Source organism: Zoogloea sp. 1C4, from assembly GCF_009469605.1.
In the GTDB taxonomy this organism is placed as follows: domain Bacteria; phylum Pseudomonadota; class Gammaproteobacteria; order Burkholderiales; family Rhodocyclaceae; genus Zoogloea; species Zoogloea oryzae.
Genome location: NZ_SSXU01000003.1, coordinates 135,929 through 159,739, shown reverse-complemented (window position 1 = coordinate 159,739; position 23,811 = coordinate 135,929). Strand labels below are relative to the sequence as shown.

The window sequence follows — 23,811 nt, the reverse complement described above, 5'->3', positions numbered from 1 at the left end:
GTTTCGGTTGCAGCAAGAGAAAGGGCGCCGCGAGGCGCCCTTTCTCATGGCGGAGGCGTGAGCGTTCAGCGCAGCACGCGCCCGTCCCGGCCGAGCACGGTGAGATCCACGAAGCGCGAGCCGTTGTGGTTGCTTGCCGAATAGCTCACCTTGTAGCCGCCCAGGTCGAAGGGCGTGCTCTCGAGGGTGTTGACGAGCTTTTCGCGGCTGAGGTCGCGGCCGGCCTTCTTCATGGCTTCGGCGATCAGCTTGGCGTTGATGAAGCCCTCGATGCCGTAATAGCTGTAGTTGCTGTGCTTGGCGAAGGCCTGAATGGCCTTGTGGTATTCCTTGGCAACTGGCTGGGTGTCGTTCCAGGGGTAGGGCATGACCTGGGAGATGCCGACGCCGTGGGCATCCTTGGCACCCATTTCGCCGACCAGCAGATCGGCGCCGATTGGCGAGAGGGTCGAGAACTGGGGAATCTGGCCGGCCTTGCGCATCTGCCGGATGAACTCGGCGGTAGGCTTGTAGAGCGTGACCATGATCACCGCCTGGGGATTGGCCTTGGCGATCTGGGTAACGGCGTTTTCGACCTGCAGGGAGTTGCGTTCCACCGAACCCTCGGCCACCGGCTTCAGCTTGTGGTGGGCGAGCGCTGCCACGACGCCGTCCTTGCCCGACTTGCCGAATCCGTCGTTCTGGTAGAAGACCGCGATGTTGGTGATGCCCAGGCCAACCAGGTGATTGACGATGGCCTCGGTTTCATCGGCGTAGCTGGCGCGCAGGTGGAACATGTAGCGATTGACCGGCGAGCGCAGGCTGCCGGCACCGCTGATGGTGCCCAGAAGGGGTACTTTGGCTTCGGAAAACACCTTCATCGCCTCCGTGGTGGGCGACGAACCGTAAAAAGCCATCAGCGCGAACACCTTGTGTTCGTTGATGAGCTTGCGGGTGTTGGCGACGGTCCGCTCGGTTTCGTAGCCGTCGTCGAGGGTGACCAGTTCGACCTTCTTGCCGTTGATCCCGCCGTTGGCGTTGAGTTGAGCGAAGTAGGCGAGGGCGCCTTCCTTCATTTCCTTGCCGTAAGCCCCGTTGAGGCCCGAGAACGGCGCCGACATCCCGAGGGTGATGGTCGTGTCGGTGATGCCGGGATCCGCGGCGAGGACGCTGCCCGACGCAGCGAAAGCGAGTCCGGCGCAGAGGCTGGCCAGGCTTGTCTTGATGGACTTGATCAGCATGGTTTGTCGTTATTTTCTGTCAAAAGTTGGTGCGCGCCGGCCAGTATAGGACAAAGAAATCGGTTTCGGAAAAGGACACGGGCCGACGTTCTGCAACGTCGGCCCGCGGTTCTGGATATTGCGGTGCAATATTTTCAGCCGGATCAGCTGCTGAAGAAATCCTTCACCTTGTCCATCCAGGATTTTGCCTTCGGGTTGTGCCGTTCGGCATTGCTCGAGGCGATCTCGCCGAACTCGCGCAGCAGCTCCTTCTGGCGATCGGTGAGCTTGACCGGCGTCTCGACGATCACGTGCACCATCAGATCGCCCGGCGCATGGGTGCGCACGTTGCGGATGCCCTTGCCGCGCAGTCGGAAGACCTTGGCGCTCTGGGTTTCCGCCGGGATGCGGATGTTGGCTGCGCCGTCGAGGGTCGGGATCTCGATCTCGCCGCCGAGGGCTGCGGTGGTGAAGCTGATCGGCATCTCGCAGTGCAGGTCGTCGCCGTCGCGCTGGAAGACCGGGTGCTGCTTGATGTGGATTTCCACGTAGAGGTCGCCGGCGGGGCCGCCATTGACGCCCGGCTCGCCCTGGCCACCGTGACGCAGGCGCATGCCGTCGTCGATGCCCGCGGGGATCTTCACTTCCAGGGTCTTCTGGCGCTTGACACGGCCAGCGCCGCCGCAGGTGGTGCAGGGCTCGGGAATGATCCGGCCGCTGCCGTGGCACTTGGGGCAGGTCTGCTGGATCGAGAAGAAGCCCTGCTGGATGCGCACCTGACCCGCGCCGCCGCAAGTGGGGCAGGTCTTGGGCTGGGTGCCGGGCTTGGCGCCGCTGCCGTGGCAGGTGCCGCATTCTTCCTGGGCGGGGATGCGGATGGTCTTCTCGGCGCCGCGGGCGGCTTCTTCGAGGGTGATCTCGAGGTTGTAGCGCAGGTCGGCGCCGCGATAGACGTTGGAGCGTCCGCGACCGCCGCCGCCACCACCGCCGAAGATGTCGCCGAAGATGTCGCCGAAGGCATCGGCAAAGCCGTCGAAGCCCTGACCGCCGCCGCCACCGCCCATCTGCGGGTTGATCCCGTCGTGGCCGTAGCGGTCGTAGGCGGCGCGCTTGTTGGCGTCGGTGAGGATCTCGTAGGCCTCCTTGACCTCCTTGAACTTCTCCTCGGCTTCCTTGTTGTCCGGGTTGCGGTCCGGGTGGTACTTCATGGCCAGCTTGCGGTAGGCCTTTTTCAGCTCGTCCTCGGAGGCGTCGCGATTGACGCCGAGGACTTCGTATAAATCCCGTTTCGCCATTTTTGGGTGCTCTGGCTATCTTGTGGAAAGGCCGAGCCGAGCGGTGCGCGGGGCACCGGCATGGCTCGGCCGGGTCAGTCAGATCAGCTTTTCAGCTGTGGTGCTTACTTCTTGTCCTTCACTTCGGTGAACTCGGCGTCCACCACGTCCGGATCGTTGGACTTGGCGCCACCGGCGGAGGCACCGGCACCACCTGCCGCACCGGCAGCACCCGCTTCGGCCTGGGCCTGGGCGTAGATGTGCTCGCCGAGCTTCTGGCTGACGGCGCCGAGGGCTTCGCTCTTGGCGTCGATGGCGGCCTTGTCGCCGGACTTGATGGCTTCTTCAGCTTCGGCGATGGCGGCTTCGATCTTGGCCTTGTCGTCGCCGATCTTGTCGCCGTGCTCGGCCAGGGCCTTCTTGACCGAATGGACCAGGGTGTCGAGCTGATTGCGGGCGTCGACCAGTTCGTGGGCCTTCTTGTCTTCCTCGGCGTGAGCCTCGGCGTCGCGCACCATGCGCTGGATCTCCTCATCCGACAGGCCGGAGTTGGCCTTGATGGTGATCTTGTTTTCCTTGCCGGTGGCCTTGTCCTTGGCGGACACGTGCAGGATGCCGTTGGCGTCGATGTCGAAGGTGACTTCGATCTGCGGCATACCGCGCGGCGCCGGCGGGATGTCGGACAGGTTGAACTGGCCGAGGCTCTTGTTGCCGGAGGCCATCTCGCGCTCGCCCTGCAGCACGTGGATGGTCACGGCGGACTGGTTGTCGTCGGCGGTGGAGAACACTTGCGAGGCCTTGGTCGGGATCGTGGTGTTCTTCTGGATGAGCTTGGTCATCACGCCGCCCAGGGTTTCGATGCCCAGCGACAGCGGGGAGACGTCGAGGAGCAGCACGTCCTTGACTTCGCCCTGCAGCACGCCGCCCTGGATGGATGCGCCGACAGCGACGGCTTCGTCCGGGTTCACGTCACGGCGCGGATCCTTCCCGAAGAACTCCTTCACCTTCTCGATGACCTTCGGCATGCGGGTCTGGCCGCCGACGAGGATCACGTCGTCGATGTCGGAGACCTTCACGCCGGCGTCCTTCAGGGCCACGCGGCAGGGCTCGATGGTGCGCTCGACCAGGTCTTCAACCAGCGACTCGAACTTGGCGCGGGTGATCTTCAGCGCCAGGTGCTTCGGGCCAGTGGCGTCGGCGGTGATGTAGGGCAGGTTGATCTCGGTCTGCTGGCCGGAGGACAGCTCGATCTTGGCCTTTTCGGCCGCTTCCTTCAGGCGCTGCAGGGCCAGCACGTCGTTCTTCAGATCGACGCCTTGCTCTTTTTTGAACTCGGTGACGATGTAGTCGATGATGCGCTGGTCGAAGTCTTCGCCGCCCAGGAAGGTGTCGCCGTTGGTGGCCAGCACTTCAAACTGGTGCTCGCCGTCGATGTCGGCGATTTCGATCACGGAGATGTCGAAGGTGCCACCGCCCAGGTCGAACACGGCGATCTTGGAGTCGCCCGGCTTCTTGTCCATGCCGAAGGCCAGCGCAGCCGCGGTGGGCTCGTTGATGATGCGCTTCACTTCGAGGCCGGCGATGCGGCCGGCGTCCTTGGTGGCCTGGCGCTGGCTGTCGTTGAAGTAGGCCGGCACGGTGATGACGGCTTCGGTGACTTCTTCGCCGAGGTAGTCTTCGGCGGTCTTCTTCATCTTGCGCAGCACTTCGGCGGAAACCTGCGGCGGGGCGATCTTCTTGCCACGCACTTCAACCCAGGCGTCGCCGTTGTCGGCCTTGCAGATGGTGAAGGGCATCAGGTCGATGTCCTTCTGCACTTCCTTTTCCTCGAAGCGGCGGCCGATCAGGCGCTTGACCGCGTAGAGGGTGTTGCGAGCGTTGGTGACGGCCTGACGCTTGGCCGGCGCGCCGCACAGGATCTCGCCGTCGTCAGCGTAGGCGACGACGGACGGGGTGGTGCGCGCACCTTCGGAGTTTTCGATGACCTTCGGCTTGCCGCCTTCCATCACGGAAACGCAGCTGTTGGTGGTGCCGAGGTCGATGCCGATGATCTTGCCCATGAGTTTTTCCTTGAATTTGAATGCTGTTCGGTGGCGGGTCGGTCAGGCCTGCCCGCTGCTTGTTAGCGAATATGGGGATGCTGCGGCGGCTTTCAAGCGGCCGGCTTGGCTTTCGAGACGACAACGAGCGCCGGACGCATCACGCGCTCGTTGAGCAGGTAGCCTTTCTGCAGCACGTTGATCACGGTGTTCGGCTCGCCGTCGGCCTCGATGGCGCTGATGGCCTGGTGCTTGTTCGGGTCGAACTTCTCGCCGAGGGGGCTCACTTCGGTCACGTTGGCGCTCTGGAAGGCGGAAACGAGCTGCTTGAGGGTGAGCTCGACGCCCTGCTTGAGGGTTTCGAGGGTGGCGTTTTCGGTGGCGAGGGCGGCTTCGAGGCTGTCCTTGACCGGCAGCATCGCCTGGGCGAACTTGTCGGCGGCAAACTTGCTGGCCTTGGCGATGTCGTCCTGGGCGCGGCGGCGCACGTTTTCGGTCTCGGCCTTGGCGCGCAGCCAGGCGTCGTGGTGCTCGGCGGCTTTCAGCTCGGCCTGGCGGAGCTGCTCGGCGAGGCTGGGAAGGGTGTCGGTGCCGGCGGTCTCGGCTGCGCTGGCAGTGGCGGCATCCGCGGCGCCCGCGACGTTCTCCACGAGCTCCGGCGCGGCCTTGTCTTCGGGGCTCAGAGGGGTGTCCTGGTCTTGCATGGGTAACGGCTCCTTTTTTTGACTCGCTTTAAATGGGGACGGAGAATATGATTTCAAGAGGGCGTCACCAAAGTTGCCGGCTGGCAGCGAAAGGGAGTGTAAAATCCGAGTGTTCCGGGTTTTCTCCGGTCATCTTTACGAATGTTTTCGCGTAAAGCAGGTATGGAAAAAGCACCTGATAAAATCGGCAAGTACAAGCTGATCCGGGAGGTTGGGCGCGGCGCGACGGCGACGGTCTACCTCGCCGAGCATCCCCAATACCCGGACAACGTCGCCCTCAAGCTGATCCGTTTCGACGACAAGTCGAAGGACGAAGCCAAGTGGAACCGGCGTCTGCTCAAGCTGCTGCGCGCCGAGATGGACGTGTCGCGGCGGCTGGATCACCCCAACATCATCAAGATCTTCGATACGGCGGTCGAGAAGGACTACGCCTATATCGTCATGGAGTACTTCCCGGGCACGACCCTCGAGAAGTACTGCAGCTTCCAGAGCCTGCTCCCCCTGCATCGCACCATCGGCATGATCTTCAAGTGCGCGATGGCGCTTGATTACGCCTACCGCCAGGGGGTTGTGCACCGGGACATCAAGCCGGCCAACATCCTGGTTGACGACAACGATAACGTGAAAATCACCGATTTCGGCCTTGCGCTCAACGTGAGCAAGAAGAGCGCGGCCGATTCGACCTTCATCATGGGCGTTGGCTCGCCAGCCTACATGAGCCCGGAACAGATCAAGGGCTACCCGCTCAACCAGAAGACCGACCTGTTCTCCCTGGGTGTGGTGCTGTTCCACATGCTCACCGGCCGGCGGCCCTTCCGGGCCAAGAACCCGGCCCAGCTCATCTACAAGATCATCAACACCGAGCCGCCGCTGGTGTCGCAGATCAACTCGGAACTGCCCGAACAGCTCGATCAGGTGATCCGCAAGGCCCTCGAGAAGGATCTGTATTCCCGCTACAAGAACGGCGCCGAGTTTGCGAAGGATCTGTCGGCGGTGCGCTACAAGATCCTCGACGACTCGACCAGCCAGCAGGACACCACCCGCTACGCCACCCTGCGCAAGATGCCTTTCTTCACCGAGTTCGAGGATGTGGAGATCTGGGAGATGCTCCGCATCTCGCGCTGGCGCAAGGTCGAATCCCATACCCTGCTGCTGCGCGAGGGTGATGCGGACCAGCGTTTCGGGATCGTTATCGATGGCCGGGTCGAGGTGTCCGTCGATGGCCATCGGGTGTACGAGCTGGGGGCGGGCGAGGTGTTTGGCGAGCTCGCCTTCCTGGATGCCCAGGATCACAGGCACATGAACACCGCGGTGACGACCACCGAAACGGTCTACCTCGAGATCAACCCCGCCGCGCTGTCGCTGGCCACCGACGAGTGTCAGGATGCCTTCCGCAGCCGGCTGGTCACCACCGTGGCGCGCCGGCTGGGCGCGGCCTACCGCGAACTCTCCAAGACCGGCGTGCCGGCCGAGCAGGTGACCGCCAGCGGCTTCGGCATGGAGCTCCAGCTGGTCGACACCTGAGCGGCCTCGCCGCGGGCCTCAGCCCAGGTGGGCGAGGGTCCAGCGGCGGATGTCGTCTGCGCCCATGGCGCCAGCCTGACGGGCAATCTCCCGCCCGTGGCGGATCAGCACCAGCGTCGGGATGCTGCGGATCCCGAAACGTGCCGCCAGCGCCTGTTCCTCTTCCGTATTCACCTTGCCAAGCCTGACGCGGGGTTCCAGTTGCCCCGCGGCAGCCGAGAACGCCGGCGCCATGCTCCGGCACGGGCCGCACCAGGGCGCCCAGAAATCCACCAGCAGCGGCAGATCGCCCTTTTCTGCATGGGCGGCAAAATTTGCCGCATTCAGCGTCAGCGGCGCACCGGTGAAGAGCGCCCCCTTGCAGCGGCCACAGGTTCCATTGTCTCCCAGCTTGTCGGCCGGTACGCGGTTTACGGCCTGGCAGTGGGGGCAGGTAACGAGAATGGGCTGGTTCATGGCATGTCATCCGGAAAGCTGTGGCAAGAGCGCAGATGGGGTGAAGTGGCCGGCTTTCAAGGGGGCGAGCGCTGCCGTTGTGTTTCTCCATGGCCAATCGACGCCTAAAGTTCTGGCCGCCCGGGCCGAAATTTGCTCCTGAAGCGCGATGTCGTCGCGGACCTTTGAGGAGGTGGCCTGTGAGCCGAGGCAGCACATACGGAATCAGTCGGGTAGACAATGAAACCAGCCGTACCCACGGCTGGCTGGTGACGATCCAGCGTCGCGGTGTGATCTACCGTAAACACTTCAGTGACGGCGTGTTTGGCGGAAAGCAGCGCTCTTTTGCGGCTGCGAAGGAATACCGGGACGAGATCATTGCAGCCCACCCCCCGTTGTCGATGCAGGAGTATTCCAACATCGTCAAGAAGAACAACCGTTCCGGGGTCGTCGGCGTGTGTCGTTACTGCGCCTCGGAAACCCGCGATCTGCCCGAAGAGAAGCAGCGCTGGTTCTGGGTGGCGTCGTGGCCCTTGCCGGATGGCCGTCGAAAGCGGGTCAAGTTCTCCGTCAAGAAGTACGGCGAGGATGGCGCCTTCCAGATGGCGATGGACGCCCGGGCGTCGGCGCTCGGCAAGCTGGTCGGTGCGTTCGATCCGGGTGCGGTGCGCCGCAAGGCCGCCCGGCGCCGTACGGCACCGGTGGTCGCGTCAGGGGCCCACTGAAAGCTGCGGTGTTGTCAGTCCTTGTCCGCCAGGGCGAGGCTGACCATCCAGGTGAGCAGGCTGTACGCTAGCGCACCCCAGAAGGCGGTTGAAAAGTCCGGCACGACAAAGCCCTTCACGAGGCCGGACACGCTCCAGAACATCAGGGCGTTGATCACCAGCGTGAACAGGCCCAGCGTCAGGATGGTGATCGGCAGGGTGATCAGCACGAGCAGCGGCCGGATGATCGCATTGACGAAGCCCAGCAGTACCGCGCTGATCAGCGCCGCGGTGTAGCTGTCCACCTGCACCTTGGTGATGATTTCCGGGATCAGCATCAGCGCGACCGCGTTGAGCACCCAGCGCAATATCAGTTTCATTGGTTGTCTCCAGCCCCGGCGGGGCGATGATTGATCAGGCCTTGGCGCCGCGGTCGCGGGCCAGGCGCGCCTGGCGTTCGAGCGTGCCCGCATCCGGTTGCGGCTCGTTCAGCCAGTAGCCCATTTCCCGCACACACACGGCCATCAGCGCCTCGATCCAGTCGTCGCGTTCGTTCAGGCACGGGATGTATCCGAAGCGCTTGCCGCCGGCGTGCAGGAAGGCCTCGCGGCATTCCATGTTGATCTCTTCCAGCGTCTCCAGGCAGTCCGAGACGAAACCGGGGCACATCACGTCCACAGAACCGACGCCTGCCTGCGCCATCGCCTCGAGGGTGGGCTGGGTGTAGGGCTGCAGCCACTCGGCCTTGCCGAAGCGCGACTGGAAGCTCACCACCAGCCGCTCCGGCGGCAGCGCCAGGGCTTCGCCGAGCAGGCGGGCGGTCTTCAGGCATTCGCAGTGATAGGGATCGCCGAGCTCCAGCGAGCGCTTGGGGGTGCCGTGGAAGCTCAGCACCAGTCGGTCGGGTTCGCCGTTGCGCTTCCAGTGTTCACGCACTGAATTGGCGAGGGCCTGGATGTAGGTGGGCTCGCCGGGAAAGCTGCGCACGTAGCGGATCTCCGGCAGGTTGCGCCAGTGGCGCAGGCAGTCGGCCACTTCGTCGATCACCGTGGCGGTGGTGCTGGCGGCGTACTGGGGGTAGAGCGGCACCACGAGGATGCGGGTGCAGCCGGCGGTGCGCATGGCGTCGAGCTGGCTGCGGATCGAAGGCTGACCGTAGCGCATCGCCCATTCGACGACGAGATCCCGCTGGCCGGCGTTGGCCAGGAAACCCTTGAGCAGCTTGGCCTGCTTTTCGGTGTGGGCCTTGAGGGGGGAGCCTTCATCGGTCCACACGCTGGCGTACTTGGCAGCGGATTTGGCCGGACGGGTGCGCAGGATGATGCCGTGGAGGATCGGCCACCACACGAAGCGTGGGATCTCCACGACCCGCGGGTCGGACAGGAACTGCCGCAGGTACGGGCGCAGGGCCGCTGCGGTGGGGGCGGTCGGGGTGCCGAGATTGACCAGCAGGATGCCGGTACGCGGCGCCTTGCCGTGGGTGTGCGCTGGCGCTTGCCAGAATCGGGTCATCGGGGAGCTTTCAGGTTCAGTTTTGCCCGGAAAGGGCACTGGAGATGAGGCGGGCGGTGACGTCCACGATCGGGATCACCCGTTCGTAGGCCATCCGGGTGGGGCCGATCACGCCGACCGAGCCGACCAGCTGGCCGTCCACCTCGTAGGGAGCGGTGACGACGCTGCAGTCGTCCAGCGGGCTGAGGCCGCTCTCGCCACCAATGAAGATCTGCACGCCCTGGGCGCGGTTGGAGATGTCGAGGAGCTGCATCAGCCCCGTCTTCTGCTCGAAGAGTTTGAAGAGCTCGCGCAGGCGGGCCATGTTCGACGACAGATCCTCGGCATCCAGGAGGTTGGTCTCACCGGAAATCACGTAGGTGCTGCGGGTTTCCTCCAGCGCCTCGCTGCCGGCCTCGACGGCCGCGCTCATCAGCTCGGTCATGTCGGTGCGCAGCTGCTTGAGTTCGTCCTGGATGCGGGTGCGGATTTCGTCGAAGGCGAGGCCCGCGAAGTGCTGATTGAGGTAATTGGCGGCGGTGACGAGCTCCGACGGGCTGTACGCGCGCTTGGTGAAAAGGATGCGGTTCTGCACATCGCCGGCGCTGGTGACGAGGATCAGCAGGATGCGGGTGTCGGACAGACTGACGAACTCGATCTGGCGGATCCTCGGCACGTCCTGCTTGGGCGAGACGACGACGCCGGCGAAGTGGGTGAGGCCCGACAGCAGCTGCGACGCGGCATTGAGCACGCGCTGGGGCTCGCCGGGCTGGATCTGACCCTGGAGTTCATGGAGCTGGCCGGTGCCGATGGGCTGCACCGTGAGCAGGCTGTCCACAAAAAAGCGGTAGCCGAGGGGCGTGGGAATGCGCCCGGCAGAGGTGTGCGGGCTGGTGATGAAGCCCAGCTCCTCCAGGTCGGACATCACGTTGCGCACCGTGGCCGGCGACAGCTGCAGGCCCGAATAGCGCGACAGTGCCCGCGACCCGACGGGCTGGCCTTCGGCGATGTAATGCTCCACCAGGGTCTTCAGGAGGATTTGCGAGCGTTGGTCGAGACGGGTCATGGCGGCAGATGGAGGGTTCCCGGCGATTCTAAGAGAAGGCCTGCGTTCATGAGAAGCAGGAGCACGCTGCAGAATGTGGTTTAATCAATGCATGACCTGCGAGTTCAAGACTATCGCACTGATCGGCAAGTATCAGAGCCCTGAAGTGGCCGAGGCGGTGCTTCGGCTGGCCAATTATTTGCGCGGCCTCGGCATTGCCGTGTTGATCGAGCAGGGAACCGCGAGTTCCACGGGGCTCACGGCGGGTTTCACGGTCGCAAGCTACGACGAGATCGGCGCCCGGGCGGATCTGGCCGTGGTGCTCGGCGGTGACGGCACCCTGCTCAACAGCGCGTGCCGGCTGGCTGCTTACAACGTGCCGCTGGCGGGCGTCAATCAGGGCCGGCTGGGCTTTCTCACCGACATCTCCCGCGAGGTCGCCCTCGACAAGATCGGCGAGATCCTCCAGGGTCGCTACACTGAAGAATCCCGCATCCTGCTCGACGCGGAAGTGCTGCGCGGCGGGCAGCGGGTGTTCCACACGGTGGCCCTCAACGACGTGGTGGTCAACAAGGGCGAGCTGGGCCGGATGATCGAATTCGATCTGCGCGTCGATGGCGAGTTCGTCTACACCCAGCGCTCCGACGGCATGATCGTCTCGACGCCCACCGGCTCGACGGCCTACGCGTTGTCGGCCAACGGGCCGATCCTCCACCCCAGCGTCGAAGGCATCGCGCTGGTGCCCATGTGCCCCCACGCGCTCACGGCCCGGCCGATCACGCTGCCCGATCACTGCTGCATCGAGATCGTGCTGCTGCCGCCCCACGATTCCCGCGTCCACTTCGACGGCCAGAGCCGCTACGACACTCGCGCCGGCGACACCGTGCGGATCACCCGCTCGCCCCATCGCGTGCGCCTGCTTCATCCCCCGGGCTACAGCTACTTTGCGATGCTTCGCGAAAAGCTGCACTGGAGCTCGACGCCCCGTCACGGCTGACCTGCCGGTTTCACCCATTCGGTTTTTTCATGCTGCGTCATCTTTCCATTCGCGATTTCGTGATTGTCGATCGGCTCGAACTGGCCTTCGAGGCCGGTTTCGGTGCACTTACCGGTGAGACCGGTGCGGGCAAGTCGATCCTCCTGGATGCCCTTGGCCTCGCCCTCGGTGGCAAGGCCGAGGCCGGCGTGGTGCGCAGCGGTCAGGCGCGCGCCGAGATCGTCGCCGAGTTCGACCTGCCGCCCGACGGCCCGCTGCGGGCCTGGCTGGCTGAGCAGGAGATTGACGCCGACGAAGGCGTGCTGCTGATGCGCCGCGTCATCGAAAGCGGCGGCCGCTCCAAGGCGTGGCTCAACGGCTCGCCGGTGGTGCTGGCGCAGCTGCGGACGGCCGGCGAATGGCTGGCTGACATCCACGGGCAACACGCCCATCACGCGCTGCTCAGGCCCGACGCCCAGCTGGCGCTCGTCGATGCCCACGGCGGCCTTGTCGCCCAGGCGGCCGAGGTGGCCGAGCGTCACCGGGCGTGGTCGGCCCTGCGGCGGGCGCGGGAGGCAGCGGAGGAGGGCGCGTCCTCCACCGAGCGCGAGCGGGAACTCCTCGGCTGGCAGGTGGCGGAACTGCGCGAGCTGGCCTTCGAGCCCGACGAATGGGCCCAGCTCAACCAGGAGCAGGCCCGGCTGGCCCACGCCGCCGGCCTGATCGAAGGCAGCGCCGAAGTCATCGATGGCCTCGCCGACGGCGAGTACGCGCTGCTTTCCCAACTCGAACGCCTGCTGTCCCGCGTCGCCGACATGGCGACCCACGACGGCCAGCTTGCCGACGTGCAGGAGCTGCTCGGCAGCGCCAGCATCCAGCTTGACGAAGCGCTCCACGCCATGCGCCGCTACCGCGACCGGCTCGATCTCGACCCGGATCGCCTCGCCGAAATCGACCAGCGCATCCAGGCGATCACCGCCATGGCCCGCAAGTACCGGGTTGCTCCCGAAGGTCTGCCGGACGTCCTACTGGAAAGCGTGGGGCGGCTGGAGCGGCTGGTCCGCCAGTCCGACCCCGAAGCCTTGGCCCGGGAGGAAAGCGCGGCAAAGTCCGCCTTCCTGGCCGTGGCCGAGCCCTTGTCGGCAGCCCGGCGCAAGATCGCGGCGGAACTGTCGGCGGCGGTCACCGAGGCCATGCAGTCGCTGGCGATGGGCGGTGCCCAGTTCGAGATCGCGCTGCGTCCCGTCGAAGAGGGCGCCGCGAGCGGGCTGGAGAGCGTCGAATTCCTCGTCACCGCCAACGCGAGTCAGCCACTCCGGCCGATGGCGCGGGTGGCGTCCGGTGGCGAGCTGTCGCGGATCGGGTTGGCAATCCAGGTCATCACCAGCCGCAATGCGGCCACGCCGACGCTGATCTTCGACGAAGTGGATGTGGGGATTGGCGGCCGGGTGGCGGAGATTGTCGGCCGGCTGCTGCGTCAGCTGGGTGACGACCGGCAGGTGTTGTGCGTCACCCACTTGCCTCAGGTGGCCGCCCAGGCCAACTGGCAATGGTCCATCGCCAAGGAAACGCGGGATGGCGAGACCCTGTCGCGGGTCACGCCGCTGGACGACGCGGCACGGATCGAGGAGATCGCCCGGATGCTGGGCGGGGTGAACATCACCGACACCACCCGCAGCCACGCCGCGGAGATGCTCGGCCTGACCGGCTGATCAGCCCAGGCTGGCGGCGCCGGCCATGGTCACGACGCCAGTGAGCACGAACACGCCGGCGGCGATCCAGCGGATCAGCTTGAGGGGCAGGCGCTTCGCCAGCCCTTCGCCCAGCAGCACGGCCGGCACGTTGGCGAGCATCATGCCCACCGTGGTGCCCAGCACCACCCAGGCCAGCGCATCGAAACGGGCGGCGAGGGCGACGGTGGCGAGCTGGGTCTTGTCGCCCATCTCGGCGATGAAGAAGGCGATGGTGGTGGTCACGAAGGCCCCGGCCGGGTGCATCTCGGAAGGCGCCTCGTCGTCATCCAGCGTGTCGGGCTTGAGCGTCCATAGGCCGAACACCACGAACACGATGCCGACGATCCACGGCAGCCAGTGGGTCGGGATGTACTGGGCGACCCACACGCCTACCGAGCCGGCGAGGGCGTGGTTGAGGATCGTCGCCACGAAGATCCCGGCGATGATCGGCCAGGGCTTGCGCAGGCGGGCCGCCAGAACGAAAGACAAAAGCTGGGTCTTGTCGCCGATTTCAGCCAGGGCGACGAGGGCGGTCGAAGTCAGGAATGCGTCCACGGGATGGCGGCGTCAGGGCCGCGGGGAATCAGGAATCAGAAGTGCTGCTGGCCTGGCTGGCACCAACGGCCTTGTGCGGGCAGTCGGTCTTCTTGCAGTCCACGTACAGATAGAGGGCGTGTTCACGCACGGCAAAGCCGCGCTCTTCGGCGATGCGGTTCTGGCGTTCCTCGATGGCGGGGTCGAAGAATTCTTCCACGTGCCCGCACTGCATGCAGACGAGGTGGTCGTGGTGGCCGCCTTCGTTGAGCTCGAAGACCGCCTTGCCGGATTCGAAGTAGTGGCGCTCGAGGATGCCCGCCTGCTGGAACTGGGTGAGCACGCGATAGACGGTGGCGAGGCCGATATCCATGTCTTCGGCGATCAGCAGGCGATAGACGTCTTCGGCGGTCAGATGGCGGTTTTCGGCCTTCTGGAACAGATCGAGGATCTTCAGCCGGGGAAAGGTCGCCTTCAGGCCGATACTTTTTAGATTCTGGGAGTTGCTGGACATGGAGGCCCCGAAAAACACGAGAAGGCGGCCGGGAACCCGGCCAGCCCCGTATGATATAGTTTCTGCCCCTCGTTGAGAATGCGGCCACCGCGCCGCGCCTGCGTCCGCTCCGAACCCCATGCGCAAACTGATCTCTTCCGCCTTGCTGTTCGCCGCGCTGGGTGCGGCTGTTTCCGGTTGCTCCCCGACCGCGGTCAGCGATTTCGTGAAGCCGTACCGGATCGACATCCGTCAGGGCAATTACGTCACCCAGGAGATGGTCGCCCAGCTCAAGCCGGGCATGTCCCGCGACCAGGTCCGCTTCGTGCTCGGCACACCGCTGGTCGCCGACGTCTTCCACGCCGACCGCTGGGACTACGTCTATCGTTTCCGGCCCGGCAAGGGCGACACGCTTCTAGAGCGCCGGCTCACGGTGATCTTCGCCGGTGACAGCCTGGCCCGCCTGGAAGGCGATGTCCGTCCCGAGGATGCGGCTGCAAAGCCCCAGTAATCCGCGGGCGGGCTGCCGCGCCCCTCGACACCCATTTCCTATCGTTCATTTTCGGGAAACACATGAAGAAAGTTCGTATCGCGATTGCCGGTGCGTCGGGCCGCATGGGCCGGATGCTGATCGAGACGACCCTCAAGGCTGCCGATGCCGAACTCGTGGCGGCGTTCGACCAGCCGGGCAGCCCTTTCATCTGCAAGGATGCCGGCGAACTGGTCAGTCAGCCCTGCGGCGTGGCAATCACCGCTGACGTGGCCGCCGGTCTCGCCAAGGCCGATTGCCTGATCGACTTCACCCGCCCCGAGGGCACGCTCCACCATCTTGAGCTCGCCAAGGCGGCTTCGTGCGGCATGGTGATCGGCACGACCGGTTTCTCGGCTGAGGGCAAGGCCGCCATTGCTGCTGCGGCCGAGTCGATCCCGGTGGTCTTTGCGCCGAACATGGCGATCGGCGTCAATGCGGTGTTCAAGCTGCTCGAAGTGGCCGCGCGCATCCTCAACGAAGGCTACGACGTGGAGGTCATCGAGGCTCATCATCGCCTGAAGATCGACGCGCCCTCCGGCACCGCCCTGCGCATGGGCGAGGTGGTTGCGAAGGAACTCGGCCGCGATCTGGAAACCTGCGCCATCTACGGCCGCGAAGGCGTGACCGGCGAGCGCGACGCCCAGACCATCGGTTTCTCGACCATCCGCGGCGGCGACATCGTCGGCGATCACACCGTGCTGTTTGCCGGCATCGGTGAGCGCATCGAGATCACCCACAAGAGCAGCAGCCGCATGCCATACGCCTCCGGCAGCCTGCGTGCGGCGCGCTTCATCGCTGGCCGCAAGGCGGGGCTCTTCGATATGCAGGATGTGCTCGGCCTGAAGTGATCGGGCCCTGGTTTCCGGGGCTCAAGGACGGGGGCGGCATGCCGTTATAGTCGTCAGATTCAAGGTGGCGCGCCGGTTTTCCGGTGCGCCTTCGTGCCAGACAGACGCCCCCCGACCTCCTTGCCGAAGTGACCAGCCCAGAAGCCGACTCCGCCGCGTCCGACGACACGCTTGGACGCGCACTGCGAGACTTTGTTGCGCAGCGTATTGCCAGTGGCAGCCTGTCTGCCACCTGCGATCCGGCGACTGCTTCGCCGGAGCAGATGCTCGACATCCTGCGCGGGGTCATTGCGGCCCGGGACGAAGCAGAGTGCAACGTCCGGGCATTCAGCGAGCGCCTCGACCTCGCCATGCAGAACACCGAAGGTGGGCTGTGGGACTGGGATCTGGCCTCTGGCGTCATCGTCCTCGACGACAACTGGCGCGAAATCCTCGGCTACACCGATCGCGATGCGGCAGCAAAGCCCGAGTGGATCTCGCTCGTGCATCCCGATGACCTGGAGGCCATCCGGTATCACGCCATCGTTCATCTGCGCGGCGAGCTGGATCACTTTGAGGTGCAGTTCCGCATCCGCCACTGCTCAGGCACCTGGCGCTGGGTTTTCGTGCATGGGCGTGCCTCCAACCGGAGTTCGGAAGGGCGCTGGGCCCGGATGGTCGGCACCTATCGGGATGTCACCCAGGCAAAGCGTTCCGAGCTCGAGTTCCTTCACGCCAAGGAGCAGGCCGAAGCCGCCAACCGGGCGAAGAGCGACTTCCTTGCCAACATGAGCCACGAGATCCGTACCCCGATGAACGGCATCATCGGGATGACGGAACTCCTCCTCGACACCCAGCTCGACATCGAGCAGCGGGAATACCTCCAGACCGTCAAGAGCTCCGCCGATTCGCTGCTGCGGATCATCAACGACGTGCTCGACTTCTCGAAGATCGAGGCCGGGCACCTGACCCTTGAGCGGGTCGGCTTCTCGTTGCCGGGCCTGCTCGGCGACATGATGAAGTCGCTGGCGCTGAGGGCATACCAGAAGGGCCTGGAGTGCTTCTACGACGTGGCGCCGGAGGTGCCGACGGTGCTCGTCGGCGATCCGACCCGGCTGCGTCAGGTGCTCACCAATCTGGTGGGCAATGCGATCAAGTTCACCGAACAGGGTGAGGTTGAGGTTTCGGTGTGCAGCCTGGGTGAGGACTCGGGCGTGCTGAGCCTAGAGTTCGCCGTGCGGGATTCGGGGATCGGCATTCCGGACGACAAGCAGGCGCTGGTCTTCGGCGCCTTCTCCCAGGCCGACGAATCCACCACGCGCAAGTACGGCGGCACCGGGCTGGGGCTGGCGATCAGCCGGCGGATCGTCGAGCTGATGGGTGGCGCGATCACCCTCGACAGCGCGCCCGGTGTCGGCAGCACCTTCCGATTCACCATCAGGGTGGGTATCGGCCAGGCTGGTCAGGTGGTACAGCCCAACTTCGGAGCGCGCCGGGTGCTGGTCGCCGGGCGCAATGCGGCGCTCCGTCGCTGTGTTGGCAGGCAGTTGAAATCGGTGGGTCTCGATGTGCTCGAGGCGGGCTCCGGAGAGGCGGTCGAGGAATCGCTGGCGGCTGCCCACAAGGCGAACGAGCCTTTCGACTGGCTGTTGATGGACGCCACCATGCCGGCTCCCGGCGGTTACGCGCTGGCCGAATCCCTGAGCAAAGGCTGGCCACGTCTCGACCGCTTGGTGATGATGCTGGACGCCAACACCCAGCGTAGCGATACCGTCAAGTGCGAGAACCTGAAGGTTGGCGCACGCCTCATCAAGCCGTTTGCCCAGACCGATCTGTTCGATGCGCTCTCGCTGACCCTGCAGGGCGAGGCCGTGGACGAAGAGAAGATGTTCGCCTTTGACGCGGCGCAGACCCAGGCCTACGCGCCGCCCGTATCGAGGGCGCGCCAGAATCTCAAGATCCTGCTGGTCGAAGACAATCCGGTCAATCAGACGGTGGCCGTGAAGATGCTCGAGAAGGTCGGTCACAAGATCACCGTGGCCGGAAACGGGCAGGAGGCGCTGGATCTGTTTGACAAGGAGCGCTTCGACATCATCCTGATGGATGTGCAGATGCCGGTGATGGGGGGGCTGGAGGCCACGCAGGCCATCCGTACCCGCGAGGCACGCCGGAGCTGGGCCGCGGGCGGGCAGTGGCGCTCGACCCCCATCGTTGCGATGACCGCCCATGCGATGCAGGGCGACCGTGATCGCTGCCTGATGGCGGGGATGGATGATTACATCGCCAAGCCGATCAAGCCGGTCGAGCTGCATGCGGTGATCGATCGGGTGATGGGCGACATGAACGTCGCTGACGACGAGCCCGAGGAGGCGGGGGGCGGCTACGTGGAGATGGTTGGCGAAAACGCCATCGCCGACCTGGGCGCGACCCGCGACCTGCTCGATGGCGACGACGCCGCGCTGCAGCAACTCATCAGCCTGTTCTTCAGTGACCTGGAGCGCAATCGGCGCACCCTGGAGCAGGCCCACCTTGACGGGGATTTCCCGACTATCCGCAGCATCGCCCATTCCATCAAGGGTTCCGCCGGCGTTTTCAATGCGGCCGCTGTCATCGCGGTGGCCCAGCGCATCGAAGTGGCCGCCAAGGATGCGGATGCGCCGACGGTCAAGCGTGAGCTGCCTGTCCTGATGACGGAGCTCGGCAATCTCGCGGGCGTATTGCGCAGAGCGCGCCGGTCAGGCTAGGCGTGTCAGCGTCTTGTCAGTTTACCTACAGACGAGTTTGCCGGAGTGGCCCGTCACGGGCTATAATTAGAAAGTTTCTCAGCGGGATAGCCACAGCGGCTGATCCCGTTTTTCATGTGTAGCCTGCTGCACATGCCAGTTGCCCAATCACCAGAATTCGAGGAGTCCGCCGTGTCAGCTTTCCCGCCCGCCATTCTTGCTCTTGCCGACGGGACGGTGTTTTACGGTAAAGGCATCGGAGCGGTCGGTTCGACGGTTGGTGAGGTTGTGTTCAACACCTCCATGTCGGGTTACCAGGAAATTCTCACCGACCCGAGCTACTGCCGTCAGATCGTCACCCTCACTTACCCGCACATTGGCAACACCGGCATCAACCGCGAAGACTGTGAGGCCGGCAAGGTTTTTGCCGCAGGCCTCGTCATTCGTGATCTGCCGCTGGTGGCGTCCAACTGGCGCAGCGAGCAGTCGCTGGATGCTTACCTCAAAGCCGAGAACATCGTCGCCATCGCCGGCATCGACACCCGCAAGCTGACCCGCATCCTTCGGGAGAAGGGCGCTCAGGGCGGCTGCATCGTCACTGCCGCCACCGCCGCCGAACTCAACGCTGAAGCCGCCGTGACCCAGGCTCGCGGTTTTCCGGGGCTGGCGGGCATGGATCTGGCCAAGGTCGTGTCGGCCACCGAAACTTACCCCTGGACCGAAGGCGAATGGCGTCTCGAGCAGGGCTATGTGGCCGCCGAGAATCCCCGCTTCCATGTTGTGGCCTACGACTACGGCGTCAAGCGCAACATTCTGCGCATGCTTGCCGAGCGCGGCTGCCGCCTGACCGTCGTGCCGGCCCAGACGCCGGCTTCCGAAGTGCTCGCCCTGAATCCGGATGGCGTGTTCCTGTCCAACGGCCCTGGCGATCCGGAGCCCTGTGACTACGCGATCAAGGCCATCCAGGAAGTGCTGGCGAAGGGTATCCCGACCTTCGGCATCTGCCTGGGTCACCAGCTGCTCGCGCTGGCCTCCGGTGCCAAGACCCTGAAGATGAAGTTCGGCCACCACGGTGCCAACCATCCGGTCAAGGATCTCGATTCCGGCCAGGTGCTGATCACCAGCCAGAACCACGGCTTTGCGGCCGATGCGGCCACCCTGCCGGCCAACGTCCGGGTCACCCACGTGTCCCTGTTCGATGGCAGCCTGCAAGGTCTTGCCCGCACCGACGTGCCGGCCTTCTCGTTCCAGGGTCACCCCGAAGCGAGCCCCGGCCCCCACGACGTGGCCTACCTGTTCGACCGATTCATCAAGTTGATGGAGGCGAAGGGCTGAGGCCGATCGCCATGCCGGCGCGCCTGAGCGCGCCACTTCCAGGCCATCCGCTATCCAGTCGCTGAAGAACCATGCCCAAACGTACAGACATCAAGACCATCCTCATCATTGGCGCCGGCCCGATCATCATCGGCCAGGCCTGTGAATTCGACTACTCCGGCGCCCAGGCCTGCAAGGCCTTGCGCGAAGAGGGTTACAAGGTCGTGCTGGTGAATTCCAACCCGGCCACGATCATGACCGACCCGGGCACCGCCGACGTCACCTACATCGAGCCGATCACCTGGCAGGTTGTCGAGCGCATCATCGAGAAGGAACGCCCCGACGCCGTGCTGCCCACCATGGGTGGCCAGACTGCGCTCAACTGTGCCCTCGATCTCGCCAAGCACGGTGTGCTCGCCAAGTACGGCGTGGAGCTCATCGGTGCCAAGGAAGAGGCCATCGACAAGGCCGAGGATCGCCTGAAGTTCAAGGACGCGATGACCAAGATCGGTCTGGGTTCTGCCCGTTCCGGCATCGCCCACACCATGGAAGAAGCCCATCAGGTCCAGACCGAGATCGGCTTCCCGGTGATCATCCGCCCGTCCTTCACCCTCGGCGGCACCGGCGGCGGCATCGCCTACAACACCGAAGAATTCGTCGAGATCTGCAAGCGCGGCCTCGAGGCCAGCCCGACCAACGAACTCCTCATCGAAGAGTCGCTGATCGGCTGGAAGGAATACGAGATGGAAGTCGTCCGCGACAAGGCGGACAACTGCATCATCGTGTGTTCCATCGAGAACCTCGACCCGATGGGCGTGCACACCGGCGACTCCATCACCGTCGCCCCGGCCCAGACGCTCACCGACAAGGAATACCAGATCCTCCGTAACGCCTCCATCGCGGTGCTGCGCGAGATCGGCGTCGATACCGGCGGTTCCAACGTCCAGTTCGCGATCAACCCGAAGGACGGTCGGATGATCGTCATCGAGATGAACCCGCGGGTGTCCCGTTCCTCCGCGCTGGCCTCCAAGGCCACCGGCTTCCCGATCGCCAAGGTCGCGGCCAAGCTGGCGGTGGGCTTCACCCTGGATGAACTCAAGAACGACATCACCGGCGGCGCGACCCCGGCGTCCTTCGAGCCGTCCATCGACTACGTCGTCACCAAGATCCCCCGTTTCGCCTTCGAGAAGTTCCCTCAGGCCAACGACCGCCTGACCACCCAGATGAAGTCGGTGGGCGAGGTGATGGCCATGGGCCGCACCTTCCAGGAATCCTTCCAGAAGGCCCTGCGCGGTCTGGAAACCGGCGCCTACGGCCTGGATGAAGTCGAAGCCGATCGTGACGACCTGGAGCGCGAGCTCGGTGATCCGGGCGCCCAGCGCATCTGGTACGTCGGCCAGGCTTTCCGCGAAGGCCTGAGCCTCGAGGACGTCCATGCGCTGACCCGCATCGACCCCTGGTTCCTGATCCAGATCGAAGACATTGTCCTCACCGAGAAGTCCCTCTCCGGCCGCTCCCTCAAGGGGATCGCCGCGCCTGAGCTGCGCGAGCTGAAGCGCAAGGGTTTTGCCGATCGCCGTATCGCCAAGCTCCTCGGCACCGACGAAACCTCCGTGCGCCTGCATCGCCACACCCTGGGTGTGCGTCCGGTGTTCAAGCGTGTCGATACCTGTGCCGCCGAGTTCGCCACGGCCACCGCTTACCTGTATTCCTCCTACGAGGACGAGTGCGAGGCCAACCCGACCGACAAGAAGAAGATCATGGTGCTGGGCGGCGGCCCGAACCGGATTGGTCAGGGCATCGAGTTCGACTACTGTTGCGTGCATGCCGCAATGGCCATGCGTGAAGACGGGTACGAGACCATCATGGTCAACTGCAACCCGGAAACCGTCTCCACCGACTACGACACCTCCGATCGTCTGTACTTCGAACCGCTGACGCTGGAAGACATCCTCGAGATCGTTGCTGTCGAGAAGCCCGTCGGCGTCATCGTTCAGTTTGGTGGCCAGACTCCGCTGAAGCGCGCCCGTGATCTCGAAGCCAACGGCGTGCCCATCATCGGCACCACCCCGGACATGATCGACGCCGCCGAAGACCGCGAGCGCTTCCAGAAGCTGTTGCACGAGCTGGGCCTCAAGCAGCCGCCCAACCGCACCGCCCGTACGCCGGAAGACGCCGTGCGCCTGGCGGCAGAGATCGGCTACCCGCTGGTCGTGCGTCCGAGCTACGTGCTCGGCGGCCGCGCGATGGAAATCGTCCACGAGCAGAAGGATCTCGAGCGCTACATGCGCGAGGCCGTCAAGGTCTCCAACGATTCGCCGGTGCTCCTCGACCGCTTCCTGAACGACGCCATCGAAGTGGATGTGGATGCCCTCTCCGACGGCAAGCGCGTGATGATCGGCGGCATCATGGAACACATCGAACAGGCTGGCGTGCACTCCGGTGACTCCGCCTGCTCGCTGCCCCCGTACAGCCTGTCGGCCAAGCTGCAGGACGAGCTGCGTCGCCAGACCGAAGCCATGGCCCGCGCCCTCAACGTGTGCGGCCTGATGAACGTCCAGTTCGCGATCCAGGGCAAGGGCGACGACGCCATCGTCTATGTGCTCGAAGTGAATCCGCGTGCCTCGCGCACCGTGCCCTTCGTCTCCAAGGCCTGCAGCCTGCCGCTGGCCAAGATCGCCGCCCGCTGCATGGCCGGTCGCAGTCTTGACGACCAGGGCGTCGTCGGTGAAGTCGTGCCGCCGTACTACTCGGTCAAGGAAGCGGTGTTCCCCTTCGTCAAGTTCCCCGGCGTCGATACCATCCTCGGCCCCGAGATGAAGTCCACCGGCGAAGTGATGGGCGTGGGCCGCACCTTCGCCGAAGCCTTCGTCAAGAGCCAGCTGGGTGCCGGTGTGCGCCTGCCGACTTCCGGCAAGGCCTTCATCAGCGTCAAGCACGCCGACCGCCCGAAGGCCATCGAAGTGGCCCGTGAGCTGCTTGATCTTGGCTTCACCGTCGTCGCCACCCGTGGCACCGCGTCGGCGATTGCCGGTGCGGGTCTCGCGGTGTCTGCGGTGAACAAGGTGAACGAAGGTCGTCCGCACGTTGTGGATATGATCAAGAACAACGAGATCAGCCTGGTCATCAACACCGTTGAAGAGAAGCGTCAGGCTGTATCCGATTCCCGTTCGATCCGCACCAGCGCACTGGCTGCCAAGGTCACGGTCTACACGACGATCGAAGGCGCTCGCGCCGCCTGTGCGGGCATGCGCCACCTGTCCGGCCTCGAGACCTACTCGCTGCAAGGTCTCCATGCGGAGCTCGCGAAGGCATGAACAAGGTTCCCTTGACCGTTGCCGGAGCCGAGAAGCTCCGGCAGGAACTGCATCGGTTGAAGACCGTTGATCGTCCGAGCGTGATCGCGGCCATCGCTGAAGCCCGTTCCCACGGCGATCTCTCCGAGAACGCCGAGTACGACGCAGCCAAGGAGCGCCAGGGCTTCATCGAGGGGCGCATCCGCGAGGTGGAGGGCAAGCTCTCCAACGCGCAGATCATCGATCCCAAGCTGCTCGATGCCGATGGCCGCTGCGTGTTTGGCGCAACCGTCGAGCTCGAGGATCTGGACACCGGTGACACGGTGACCTACCAGATCGTCGGCGACGACGAAGCGGACATCAAGGAAGGCAAGATCGCCATCAGCTCCCCGATTGCGCGGGCGCTGATCGGCAAGTTTGCCGGCGATGTGGCCGAGGTCCAGGCGCCGAAGGGCGTGCGTGAGCTCGAACTGATCGACGTGCGTTACGTCTGAGTCACGGAACATGCACCGCTTTGCCGAGCACCTCTACAGCATCGTGATCACCCTCTGGGTGGGCGCGCTGTGGGCGATCGGCTACCTGGCGGCGCCCACGTTGTTTCATGTGCTGGACGATCGGGCGCTGGCCGGCAAGGTTGCCGGCCAGTTGTTCACCTATGTGGCCTGGCTGGGCATGGCTGCCGCCGCTTACCTGTTGGTGTTTGTCGCACTGCGCAAGGATAGCGGCGCCTTCAAGAGCAGTGTGTTCTGGCTGGTCTTTCTGATGCTGGCGCTGACCGTTGCCGGCTACTTCGGCATTCAGCCGATCCTGACCCAGTTGAAAGCGGATTCATTTCCGCGAGAAGTGATGGAAAGCGCCCTGCGTGACCGCTTTGCGGCCTGGCATGGCGTTTCCAGCATTGTTTATCTGATCCAGAGCCTGCTCGGGCTGATGCTCGTCGCCTTGCAGGGCCGCGGTCTGCGCTGACC

General features: G+C 64.7%; 21 protein-coding genes. 11 read left to right on the top strand and 10 right to left on the bottom strand.

What is annotated here, in order from left to right:
• Positions 1-65: 65 nt before the first annotated feature.
• The 4 genes from GH681_RS05135 to grpE all read right to left on the bottom strand — a co-directional run bounded on the left by GH681_RS05135 (position 66) and on the right by grpE (position 5,216).
• Entirely contained in the window at positions 66-1,220 is a 1,155-nt protein-coding gene (locus GH681_RS05135) for an ABC transporter substrate-binding protein (protein WP_153160354.1), read from the bottom strand.
• Between the two features lie 143 nt (positions 1,221-1,363).
• Entirely contained in the window at positions 1,364-2,494 is a 1,131-nt protein-coding gene (gene dnaJ / locus GH681_RS05130) for a molecular chaperone DnaJ (RefSeq protein ID WP_153160353.1), read from the bottom strand.
• Between the two features lie 104 nt (positions 2,495-2,598).
• Positions 2,599-4,533: a molecular chaperone DnaK gene (gene dnaK / locus GH681_RS05125; RefSeq protein ID WP_153160352.1), complete on the bottom strand. Its 1,935-nt coding sequence runs from the start codon at positions 4,531-4,533 to the stop codon at positions 2,599-2,601.
• A gap of 92 nt (positions 4,534-4,625) precedes the next feature.
• The gene (grpE, locus tag GH681_RS05120; RefSeq protein WP_153160351.1) at positions 4,626-5,216 is read right to left on the bottom strand and encodes a nucleotide exchange factor GrpE; all 591 of its coding nucleotides are present in this window, start codon (positions 5,214-5,216) and stop codon (positions 4,626-4,628) included.
• Positions 5,217-5,378: 162 nt separating this feature from the next.
• On the opposite strand from grpE, the gene GH681_RS05115 reads away from it, so the two are divergent.
• Complete coding sequence (locus tag GH681_RS05115; RefSeq protein ID WP_153160350.1) at positions 5,379-6,740, top strand: protein kinase; 1,362 nt, start codon at positions 5,379-5,381, stop codon at positions 6,738-6,740.
• 18 nt (positions 6,741-6,758) lie between these two features.
• On the opposite strand, the gene trxC is transcribed toward GH681_RS05115, so the two are convergent.
• Complete coding sequence (gene trxC / locus GH681_RS05110) at positions 6,759-7,196, bottom strand: thioredoxin TrxC (protein WP_153160349.1); 438 nt, start codon at positions 7,194-7,196, stop codon at positions 6,759-6,761.
• Positions 7,197-7,375: 179 nt separating this feature from the next.
• Here trxC and GH681_RS05105 point away from each other — a divergent pair, with 179 nt between their 5' ends.
• Complete coding sequence (locus GH681_RS05105; protein WP_194271138.1) at positions 7,376-7,900, top strand: AP2 domain-containing protein; 525 nt, start codon at positions 7,376-7,378, stop codon at positions 7,898-7,900.
• Between the two features lie 14 nt (positions 7,901-7,914).
• Here GH681_RS05105 and GH681_RS05100 read toward each other — a convergent pair whose 3' ends face one another.
• Genes GH681_RS05100 through hrcA form a run of 3 tightly spaced genes read right to left on the bottom strand, consistent with a single transcriptional unit; the run spans position 7,915 to position 10,436 of the window.
• Positions 7,915-8,259 (bottom strand): phage holin family protein, encoded by a 345-nt coding sequence (locus GH681_RS05100; protein WP_153160347.1) that lies wholly within the window; start codon positions 8,257-8,259, stop codon positions 7,915-7,917.
• Between the two features lie 34 nt (positions 8,260-8,293).
• Positions 8,294-9,391, bottom strand: a complete 1,098-nt coding sequence (gene hemH, locus GH681_RS05095; protein ID WP_153160346.1) for a ferrochelatase — start codon at positions 9,389-9,391, stop codon at positions 8,294-8,296.
• 16 nt (positions 9,392-9,407) lie between these two features.
• On the bottom strand, positions 9,408-10,436 hold the full coding sequence (gene hrcA, locus GH681_RS05090; protein ID WP_153160345.1) for a heat-inducible transcriptional repressor HrcA: 1,029 nt from the start codon (positions 10,434-10,436) through the stop codon (positions 9,408-9,410).
• Positions 10,437-10,527: 91 nt separating this feature from the next.
• Here hrcA and GH681_RS05085 point away from each other — a divergent pair, with 91 nt between their 5' ends.
• Together GH681_RS05085 and recN are read left to right on the top strand one after the other, a co-directional pair.
• Positions 10,528-11,412: an NAD kinase gene (locus tag GH681_RS05085; protein ID WP_153160506.1), complete on the top strand. Its 885-nt coding sequence runs from the start codon at positions 10,528-10,530 to the stop codon at positions 11,410-11,412.
• 29 nt (positions 11,413-11,441) lie between these two features.
• Positions 11,442-13,103: a DNA repair protein RecN gene (gene recN, locus GH681_RS05080; RefSeq protein ID WP_153160344.1), complete on the top strand. Its 1,662-nt coding sequence runs from the start codon at positions 11,442-11,444 to the stop codon at positions 13,101-13,103.
• On the opposite strand, the gene GH681_RS05075 is transcribed toward recN, so the two are convergent.
• Together GH681_RS05075 and fur are read right to left on the bottom strand one after the other, a co-directional pair.
• A complete protein-coding gene (locus GH681_RS05075; RefSeq protein WP_153160343.1) occupies positions 13,104-13,679 on the bottom strand; it encodes a TMEM165/GDT1 family protein in 576 nt (191 codons plus the stop codon). It abuts the gene before it with no gap.
• 28 nt (positions 13,680-13,707) lie between these two features.
• A complete protein-coding gene (gene fur, locus GH681_RS05070; protein WP_153160342.1) occupies positions 13,708-14,172 on the bottom strand; it encodes a ferric iron uptake transcriptional regulator in 465 nt (154 codons plus the stop codon).
• 118 nt (positions 14,173-14,290) lie between these two features.
• Between fur and GH681_RS05065 the strand changes: the two genes are divergently transcribed.
• The 7 genes from GH681_RS05065 to GH681_RS05035 all read left to right on the top strand — a co-directional run bounded on the left by GH681_RS05065 (position 14,291) and on the right by GH681_RS05035 (position 23,809).
• Entirely contained in the window at positions 14,291-14,662 is a 372-nt protein-coding gene (locus GH681_RS05065) for an outer membrane protein assembly factor BamE (protein ID WP_153160341.1), read from the top strand.
• Positions 14,663-14,724: 62 nt separating this feature from the next.
• Positions 14,725-15,531, top strand: coding sequence for a 4-hydroxy-tetrahydrodipicolinate reductase (gene dapB, locus GH681_RS05060; protein WP_153160340.1), 807 nt, complete (start codon positions 14,725-14,727; stop codon positions 15,529-15,531).
• 128 nt (positions 15,532-15,659) lie between these two features.
• Positions 15,660-18,254: a response regulator gene (locus GH681_RS05055; RefSeq protein ID WP_153160339.1), complete on the top strand. Its 2,595-nt coding sequence runs from the start codon at positions 15,660-15,662 to the stop codon at positions 18,252-18,254.
• A 132-nt stretch (positions 18,255-18,386) separates the two neighbouring features.
• Complete coding sequence (carA, locus tag GH681_RS05050; RefSeq protein WP_368666697.1) at positions 18,387-19,568, top strand: glutamine-hydrolyzing carbamoyl-phosphate synthase small subunit; 1,182 nt, start codon at positions 18,387-18,389, stop codon at positions 19,566-19,568.
• Positions 19,569-19,639: 71 nt separating this feature from the next.
• The gene (gene carB, locus GH681_RS05045) at positions 19,640-22,864 is read left to right on the top strand and encodes a carbamoyl-phosphate synthase large subunit (protein ID WP_153160337.1); all 3,225 of its coding nucleotides are present in this window, start codon (positions 19,640-19,642) and stop codon (positions 22,862-22,864) included.
• Positions 22,861-23,337: a transcription elongation factor GreA gene (gene greA, locus GH681_RS05040; RefSeq protein ID WP_153160336.1), complete on the top strand. Its 477-nt coding sequence runs from the start codon at positions 22,861-22,863 to the stop codon at positions 23,335-23,337. Before carB ends, greA begins: the two co-directional genes overlap by 4 nt.
• A gap of 10 nt (positions 23,338-23,347) precedes the next feature.
• Positions 23,348-23,809, top strand: a complete 462-nt coding sequence (locus GH681_RS05035; RefSeq protein WP_153160335.1) for a DUF4149 domain-containing protein — start codon at positions 23,348-23,350, stop codon at positions 23,807-23,809.
• Positions 23,810-23,811 lie beyond the last annotated feature (2 nt).

Excerpts from the sequence above, each read along its gene's own strand:
- GH681_RS05115 (WP_153160350.1), top strand. The coding sequence starts at position 5,379 with ATGGAAAAAGCACCTGATAAAATCGGCAAGTACAAGCTGATCCGGGAG.
- carA (WP_368666697.1), top strand. The coding sequence starts at position 18,387 with ATGCCAGTTGCCCAATCACCAGAATTCGAGGAGTCCGCCGTGTCAGCT.
- dapB (WP_153160340.1), top strand. The coding sequence starts at position 14,725 with ATGAAGAAAGTTCGTATCGCGATTGCCGGTGCGTCGGGCCGCATGGGC.
- fur (WP_153160342.1), bottom strand. The coding sequence starts at position 14,172 with ATGTCCAGCAACTCCCAGAATCTAAAAAGTATCGGCCTGAAGGCGACC.
- grpE (WP_153160351.1), bottom strand. The coding sequence starts at position 5,216 with ATGCAAGACCAGGACACCCCTCTGAGCCCCGAAGACAAGGCCGCGCCG.
- GH681_RS05085 (WP_153160506.1), top strand. The coding sequence starts at position 10,528 with ATGACCTGCGAGTTCAAGACTATCGCACTGATCGGCAAGTATCAGAGC.
- GH681_RS05100 (WP_153160347.1), bottom strand. The coding sequence starts at position 8,259 with ATGAAACTGATATTGCGCTGGGTGCTCAACGCGGTCGCGCTGATGCTG.
- hemH (WP_153160346.1), bottom strand. The coding sequence starts at position 9,391 with ATGACCCGATTCTGGCAAGCGCCAGCGCACACCCACGGCAAGGCGCCG.
- trxC (WP_153160349.1), bottom strand. The coding sequence starts at position 7,196 with ATGAACCAGCCCATTCTCGTTACCTGCCCCCACTGCCAGGCCGTAAAC.
- hrcA (WP_153160345.1), bottom strand. The coding sequence starts at position 10,436 with ATGACCCGTCTCGACCAACGCTCGCAAATCCTCCTGAAGACCCTGGTG.
- recN (WP_153160344.1), top strand. The coding sequence starts at position 11,442 with ATGCTGCGTCATCTTTCCATTCGCGATTTCGTGATTGTCGATCGGCTC.
- GH681_RS05065 (WP_153160341.1), top strand. The coding sequence starts at position 14,291 with ATGCGCAAACTGATCTCTTCCGCCTTGCTGTTCGCCGCGCTGGGTGCG.
- dnaK (WP_153160352.1), bottom strand. The coding sequence starts at position 4,533 with ATGGGCAAGATCATCGGCATCGACCTCGGCACCACCAACAGCTGCGTT.
- GH681_RS05035 (WP_153160335.1), top strand. The coding sequence starts at position 23,348 with ATGCACCGCTTTGCCGAGCACCTCTACAGCATCGTGATCACCCTCTGG.
- dnaJ (WP_153160353.1), bottom strand. The coding sequence starts at position 2,494 with ATGGCGAAACGGGATTTATACGAAGTCCTCGGCGTCAATCGCGACGCC.
- greA (WP_153160336.1), top strand. The coding sequence starts at position 22,861 with ATGAACAAGGTTCCCTTGACCGTTGCCGGAGCCGAGAAGCTCCGGCAG.
- GH681_RS05135 (WP_153160354.1), bottom strand. The coding sequence starts at position 1,220 with ATGCTGATCAAGTCCATCAAGACAAGCCTGGCCAGCCTCTGCGCCGGA.
- carB (WP_153160337.1), top strand. The coding sequence starts at position 19,640 with ATGCCCAAACGTACAGACATCAAGACCATCCTCATCATTGGCGCCGGC.